The 6727-nt window shown below is 59.7% G+C and carries 5 protein-coding genes and 1 pseudogene; 5 read left to right on the top strand and 1 reads right to left on the bottom strand.

Annotation, left to right across the window (positions count from 1 at the left end):
* Positions 1-133: 133 nt before the first annotated feature.
* Positions 134-1705 (bottom strand): annotated as a pseudogene (locus ABLE91_RS28790) (bifunctional DNA primase/polymerase); the annotation flags it as partial.
* Positions 1706-2315: 610 nt separating this feature from the next.
* Between ABLE91_RS28790 and ABLE91_RS28785 the strand changes: the two are divergent.
* The 5 genes from ABLE91_RS28785 (at position 2316) to ABLE91_RS28765 (ending at position 6549) form a co-directional block, all read left to right on the top strand.
* Complete coding sequence (locus tag ABLE91_RS28785; protein WP_348935996.1) at positions 2316-3281, top strand: AraC family transcriptional regulator; 966 nt, start codon at positions 2316-2318, stop codon at positions 3279-3281.
* Between the two features lie 393 nt (positions 3282-3674).
* Positions 3675-4592, top strand: coding sequence for an NADP-dependent oxidoreductase (locus ABLE91_RS28780; protein WP_348935995.1), 918 nt, complete (start codon positions 3675-3677; stop codon positions 4590-4592).
* A 103-nt stretch (positions 4593-4695) separates the two neighbouring features.
* Positions 4696-5313 carry a nitroreductase family protein gene (locus ABLE91_RS28775; protein WP_510182014.1) on the top strand — a complete coding sequence of 206 codons (618 nt, stop codon included), beginning with the start codon at positions 4696-4698 and terminating at the stop codon, positions 5311-5313.
* A gap of 34 nt (positions 5314-5347) precedes the next feature.
* Positions 5348-5893, top strand: a complete 546-nt coding sequence (locus ABLE91_RS28770) for a carboxymuconolactone decarboxylase family protein (RefSeq protein ID WP_348935993.1) — start codon at positions 5348-5350, stop codon at positions 5891-5893.
* A 122-nt stretch (positions 5894-6015) separates the two neighbouring features.
* The gene (locus ABLE91_RS28765; RefSeq protein WP_348935992.1) at positions 6016-6549 is read left to right on the top strand and encodes a peroxiredoxin-like family protein; all 534 of its coding nucleotides are present in this window, start codon (positions 6016-6018) and stop codon (positions 6547-6549) included.
* Positions 6550-6727 lie beyond the last annotated feature (178 nt).

Genomic DNA, 6727 nt, shown 5'->3' with positions numbered 1-6727 from the left:
GCCCCGGTCCTTCACCAATCTTACAGCCTCAAGCTTGAACTCGCGGCTGAACCTCCGTCGTTGCATTCCAGCTCTCCAGTCCCGTTGAACACCTTATCTCGGTGTCCACGAAACCGGCAGCAGGCCAGTTATTGCAGAGCAGCATCGGGACCGTGCGGCATGTAAATTCGAAATGATCACGATATTTTTGCTCGCCCGTGATAAGCTTCTCCTCTGAGATCTTTTTCAAGACCCCATCAGGCAGCTTGGTCCCGCTCTTGATATCGTCATCGACGAAAAGGTACTTGCCGAACAGAGCCCCAAGTGAGAAGCGACCTGCGTCGAGCTCTTCCATGCGCCCAGAATAGACTAAGCCTTCTCCGAGCAACTTCATCATGAGCTCAACGAGTTTGGTCTTCCCGTTGGCTCCCTTCCCAACGAAGATGACAATGCAAGCCATGTTGCGCCGTGGCTGGATGACGTAGCCGAAGAGCTCCGCGATGAACCGCCTAAGACCATCCGGGTCGTTCGCTCCGTTGAATATAGCCTTCAGCGCCTTGCGGAACTCTGGCGCCTTGGCCTCAGGGTTATACTCGACAGGCAAGGTGTGGCGGGCGCCTGATTTCGGATCGTGAGGACGCAAGACGACCTTCTTGTCCTGTAGCCATAACTCGCCGTTACGGACATTGAGCATGACCGGTGGGGCCCCCTTGAAGTGCAAAAGGTCATCGCTCGTTGCCTGGCACAGCTTCAGCAGATTCAGGGCCTCATTCACCAGTGAGACGTGACCGGAGCTCACTCCCTCCGCTTGCGCGGCGCTGAAGAGTTTCGCTTTGAGCTCGTTCTCGGTCGTGTTGCTCCAATGCGTGCCGCCCCAGCACCACCAGCGTCCATCGCGCTCGAACCGAAGCAAACTTCCGCCGCCGAATTCCTGGTCCAGAAGCCGCGCGACCACGCGACTCGGAGGGTCCACAGTTTCCTGTCGAGGATATTTGCTAACGCTCCTCGCGATTTGCCGGACCTCTTCATCTTCCAGCGGTGGCATGCACTGCGTCGCATTGATTTTAAGGAGGCGCTTCTCCAGGCGCTTCCCGGTGATGCCCTTCCGCACCATCGCGCCTGCCCTGGACGTCAGCGTATTGTTGCGCTCTCCTTCAAGGATTGCCCTGCGCTTTGTGCCAGGCTGAGCCTTGCGCGCAGCATCCAGCCATTCCTTGGGCAACTCAGGCAGAGGGAGATCGTCCAAACTCGCCCCTGGTGCCCATTTGTACTCGTTTCCGCTCGGGTGGACCGACGGCGGCGCGACTGCACCGCCACCGTCGGCAATAAAGTCTACACCTTTTCCAAGCTTGCACTTTCGGAGGGCCTCGCTCGGGGCCATAAGGTAATAGTGTCGCCCCCCACCTCCCGTTTCAACCTCAGGGCACGGAGGAAGATCTCCATGGCGCCGCACGAGGTTCTCAAACGTTTTATCGCCGCCATTGCGAGGGTCAATATCAATCATCACTGCTCCGCTCTTTGCTCCAGCAGCGATTCCGACTCCAAGATCTTTCATACTGGAAATCTGCTTGGCGAACTTCTTGGGACTGCTAGTCGCCTTATTAAAGGCCCCTAGGAGAGCCGGTTGCTTTGATGCCGGCTTTAGCGCGTAGCATTTTAGCCCGTACCCCCCATACTTACCTACCGCATTGATATATTTCTCCGGCGATTTTTCCAGCTTTTTCATTTTCATAACCTTCCGACCTCTACTTTTTCGCCTCACCATCGAGGCAGAAGCCGGAATACTCAAAACAATTAACCAATGTAAACTGAGTCTAAACTTAAATATTGATTTTCATTTACTTTCACTCAACCTCATTTTGTTGCGACACGTCTCATTCGCTCTCAAAAATATCCGACAAACGCCGTTCACATCTACGTGACTACTGTGCCGCGAGGCTTCGCATGAGGGGCAATGCCTGCTTTGGGATCGCGAAGCAGGTCTGCGCAAACCCATGGAATGTTCGCAGCATCTCTATCTCGCCTACGACAACCGGCATGGGTGCCCCCCTGGAGGCAAGGCATTGTAGGTGTGGGGATGCGCCAAGGGCAGACTCGAGCTTTCTGCCCGAGAGCGGACCTCCGCCGCAGACCAGCCCCTTCTTGCACGCAGATCGCCCTGCATATCCAACGGGACGACTCCTGCTGAAAATCCTTTCAACGTGTCCTAAGATCCAGTTCAAGGATGAAGGCACAATTTGCCTGGCGAATTCGCCGGTTGATCCTGTAAGCACGCTGCCATGCAAAACACGGCCAAATCGCGGGCCGGACGCGGACAGGGGGAGGAGGCCGGTTCGATGGTCGCCGTCTCTGCCTCGAAGCTCTCCCCCACCGACCTCGACAACCTCATGCGGGCGCTTGAGATTGACGTCGTGGCATTGACGGAAATCCTCGTTCCGCTTGGCCATCGGGCCGAGATGGGAATGATCGATACGCCCGCAATCCACTACAACCTCAAGGGTTCAGGTTGGATATCGATCAACAGCGGCCCGAACATACAGTTGACGCCGCACCTGCTCATCATCGTTCCCCCGAATACGCCCTTTTCGATTGAGGTCGACGGCGGCGATGGTGCCACCCGCCTGATCAGCCGTGATTGCTGGAAGCGCAACGAAGAAAGCATCTTGCGCATCGCTGCTCCGAGCGAGCAGCCCGAGGTCGTGCAAATTTGCGGCTTCTTCAACGCCTCCTTCGGTCAGGCGGTTGGTCTGTTTCGCGACCTGCGCGAACCGGTCATCGAGCAATTCGAGCCGTCTGACAGGATTGATGGCAAGCTCCTCGAGGCCATGGACGAGCTCTTGTCGCAAGAGATTGGCATGGGAGCGATGACGGCCTCGCTTTTGAAACAGGTCATCATTGCGTTGGCGCGGCGCTCCCTGAAATCATCGCAGAGCTGGACAGACCGCTTCTCCATCCTTGCCGACCGCCAGATCACCCGCGCGTTCGCCGAGATGGTGGCTCACCCCGGGGCTGCGCACACCGTCCAGAGTCTGGCTCACAGCGCAAGCTTGAGCCGTTCGGCCTTCATGGCACGCTTCTCCGAAATCTTTGGCCGGTCGCCCATGGCGGTCCTTCGCGACCTCAGGATGCGGCAGGCCGCGCTCGATCTGGCGACGACAACGGCGCCGGTCGATGTTGTGGCTCATAATGCGGGATATGAGAGCCGCTCGAGCTTCGTGCGCGCATTCCGCAAAGCCTACAGCGTTGATCCGAGCGAGTACCGGCAGCGCGCGAAGAACAATGAGGGTGATAACGACTCTTGAGCCAACATGGCGCGCCGAGGCATCTCTCCCGCCAGGGGCACGACTTCAAACGGGCGTGCCGATAGCAACTCCGTTCACCTGTTGAACAGTTCGTCGGGCTTCCAACGCTGCCTGGGCTCGTTGCCTGGCAAAAGAAAAAACTGGAAACAGTGCAGGTCGAAAGCGAGCCGCGTGCGTTCGTGCACAACCCGACGCAGCGCCCCCACTGAGCCCTTTTCCCGTCCTTACCCAGCTTCGCGCATGCCTCGCGCACAGAACCTCGGCGCCGGTCAGCTCCGGATTCCGGAAAGCGTGTCCGCCCGTCCTGAGATGCCCGGCGCGGGTTTCATCGCGCCAGCACTGGTGGCAACACGGCTGCGAGACGGCGACCCATCACACACAGGCAGATGGACAATGAAGGCGATAGTGGTCAGCGACCGGGCTGCGGGAACGGCCGGGATGAAGCTGGTGGAGCGACCTGAGCCGCAGCCGGCGATCAACGACGTCATCGTTCAGGTCCATGCGTCCGGATTCGTCGGGACCGAGCTGAGTTGGCCTTCGACCTGGAGCGATCGCCTTGATCGTGACCGGACACCGTCGATTCCCGGTCACGAGCTGGCCGGAGTGGTCACCGCCCTCGGCTATGGAACGACGGGTTTCTCACTGGGGCAGCGGGTGTTTGGCCTCACCGATTGGTATCGCGACGGCACCTTCGCAGAATATGTGGCCGTCGAGGCCCGCAACCTCGCGCCGCTGCCGGGCGACGTCGATTTCACCGTGGGTGCGAGCCTGCCGATCTCCGGCCTGACCGCGTGGCAGGGCCTGCTCGCGCACGGCCGCCTTCAGGCGGGCCAGAGGGTCATCGCACATGGCGCCGCAGGCGCCGTCGGATCGATGGTGACGCAACTCGCACGTGAGTTCGGCGCCTACGTCATCGGTACCGGACGGGCAGCCGACCGTCAGGCGGCGCTCGACTTCGGCGCGAACGCGTTTGTGGATCTCGACAGCGAAGTGCTTGAAGACACTGGAGAAGTCGATCTGGTGTTCGATCTTATCGGTGGTGACATCGGGAAGCGGTCCGCGCGCTTGGTTCGCGCCGGAGGAACACTGGTGTCCGTCGTCGGCCCGTCCGAGGCGCGGCCTGCGGACGGTCTGGCGATCGACTTTGTCGTCGAGTCCGATCGTGCCCAACTGGATGAGATCGTCCAACGGGTGCGGGACGGACGGCTGCGGACGAACATCGGCACAGTCGCTCCCCTCGACGACGCCGTCGCCGCCTTCAACCCGACCGAGCGGCGCTCGGGAAAGACAATCATCCGCGTTCGTCCGTGAGCGTCACGCGCTGGTCGATGCGCCGGCCGACCGGCGCTCCCATTCCTCAGCCTTTCCCTTCCCCCTTTCATCCGCAGGACAAACCATGACGAATGAAATGACCATGACGAACGCCGTCGTTGAATGCATCCTGAGCCGAACCGCCGCCAAGTATTACGACCCTGCCGCCACCTTGAGCGACGACCAAATCCGCGAGCTCGTGCGGCTCGGCACGACTGCGCCGACATCCTTCCATTTGCAGAATTGGCGCTTCATCGCCGTGCGCACGCCTGAAGCCAAGGCCCGGCTGAGCCCGATCGCCTGGAGCCAGCCCCCGATCACCGAGGCGGCCGTTACCTTCATCGTCGTCGGCCAGTTGGCCAATTCTGGCGTGGTGCCGGAGCGCCTGGCACCGTTGGTGGAAGCAGGCATCATGCCGGCAAAGATGGTGCCAGACTGGGAAATCCCCGCACGCGGCCTGTATCAGGATTACCCGCAGCGCCAGCGCGACGAGGCAATACGCACGGCCACCTTTGGCGCCGCCGCGATGATCTATGTGGCCCGCTCGTGGGGCTTGGGTTCGACGCCGATGATCGGTTTCGACGACGAAGCGGTGCACCGCGAGTTCGGGCTGACCGAGGACGAAGTGCCGGTCCTGCTGTTGTCCGTGGGGCCGGAGCGTCCGGGAAACTGGGCGCAGAAGCCGCGCCGCCCGGTGGCTGACGTGCTGGATCTCGTATAATTTTTAGTAAAATCAGCAACTTGCGGAGACTACGATGGCAAGAGCTACAGCTTTGTCGCCGGAGCAGGTGCCGGCCGTTTCGAAACCGACTCTGGACGCGTTCACCAAGAACATCGGGTTCACCCCGAATATGATGGCAACCTTCGCGGCGAGCCCAATCGCGTTCAACGCATGGGCCACCCTGCTCGGCTCCTTGAGCAAGGCGCTCGACGTCAAGACGCGTGACAGCATCGGCCTCGCCGTCTCCGAAGTGAATGGCTGCAATTACTGCCTGACAGTTCATAGCTTCACGGCAGAGCATATGGCCAAGCTGCCGGCCGATGACATCATTCTCGCTCGAAAGGGCCATGCCAGAGACCTGAAGCGGGATGCCGCCGTCCAGTTTGCGCGCAAAATCACCGAGACCCGAGGACAGGTCAGCGACGCCGATCTGAAAGCTGTTCGCGATGCCGGTTATACGGATGCGAACGTCATGGAGATTGTCTCGCTCGTAGCCATGTACTCCCTGACCAACTTCTTCAATAACGTGTTCGATCCGGAAAAGGACTTTCCCGCAGTTGCGCCGGCTGGCTCGATTTGAAATTGGGCCGTAGTAATGGCCAGAACCCGGGTCCAACCAAGAAAGACTCTCGGGCGCACCGCAGGTTTCGATGTTATCTGAATCGACGAAGCTGCTCGTAGGCGATAATTGTGGAGAAGAAAATGCTGCTGCCTCGTCGACCGGTTCCAGAACTGCGCGTGCCGACCCTTGCTCATGGCGACTTTGATCTCGCCGCCGACGCTCCGAGGCTATTTACACTGATATCCTTTTATCGCGGGCTCCATTGTCCGGTCTGTCTCAAGTATCTGCGTGACCTGGAAGCGCTGATCCCTGAGTATGAGCGTCGCGGTACAACGGTCATCGCCATCAGCTCTGACGACCGCAAGCGGGCTCTAGAAATGGCGAACAAAGTCGGCCCCCGCTTGCGATTCGGATATTCCTTACCACTCGCGGTGGCTCGCGAATGGGGACTTTATATTTCGTCATCGCGTGGAAAATCGTCGATTAACATCGAAGAGCCGCCGCTGTTTTCGGAGCCGGGCGTCTTCCTCGTTCGACCGGACGGCAATTTGTATTACAGTGCAGTTCAAACCATGCCCTTCGCACGTCCGCTATTCTCGGAATTGCTTCAGGCTATCGACTTCGCCATTACCAAGGACTATCCGGCTCGTGGCGAGTATGACGGTCCTGTCTGAGGATCGTGGACGTGACGGCTAATGCCAAAGCCCAGATGCACCCCGGAAAGATGTAAGCGTCCGGCCTGGGCCGCAGGCTGAGGGGATGAGCGAGGGCTCCTGGCTATCCTCGCTCAGGAGGCTTGGCGAGGATCGGCGTGGCCTCGGCACCAGTTCCACGGCAGCAGCTCGCGGAGCC

The sequence above is a fragment of the Aquabacter albus genome (assembly GCF_040049275.1).
In the GTDB taxonomy this organism is placed as follows: Bacteria; Pseudomonadota; Alphaproteobacteria; order Rhizobiales; family Xanthobacteraceae; genus Aquabacter.
Note: the sequence above shows the minus strand (reverse complement) of the source record. Positions and strands in the feature narration are given on the sequence as shown.

Excerpts from the sequence above, each read along its gene's own strand:
- ABLE91_RS28765 (WP_348935992.1), top strand. The coding sequence starts at position 6,016 with ATGCTGCTGCCTCGTCGACCGGTTCCAGAACTGCGCGTGCCGACCCTT.
- ABLE91_RS28785 (WP_348935996.1), top strand. The coding sequence starts at position 2,316 with ATGGTCGCCGTCTCTGCCTCGAAGCTCTCCCCCACCGACCTCGACAAC.
- ABLE91_RS28775 (WP_510182014.1), top strand. The coding sequence starts at position 4,696 with ATGACGAACGCCGTCGTTGAATGCATCCTGAGCCGAACCGCCGCCAAG.
- ABLE91_RS28770 (WP_348935993.1), top strand. The coding sequence starts at position 5,348 with ATGGCAAGAGCTACAGCTTTGTCGCCGGAGCAGGTGCCGGCCGTTTCG.
- ABLE91_RS28780 (WP_348935995.1), top strand. The coding sequence starts at position 3,675 with ATGAAGGCGATAGTGGTCAGCGACCGGGCTGCGGGAACGGCCGGGATG.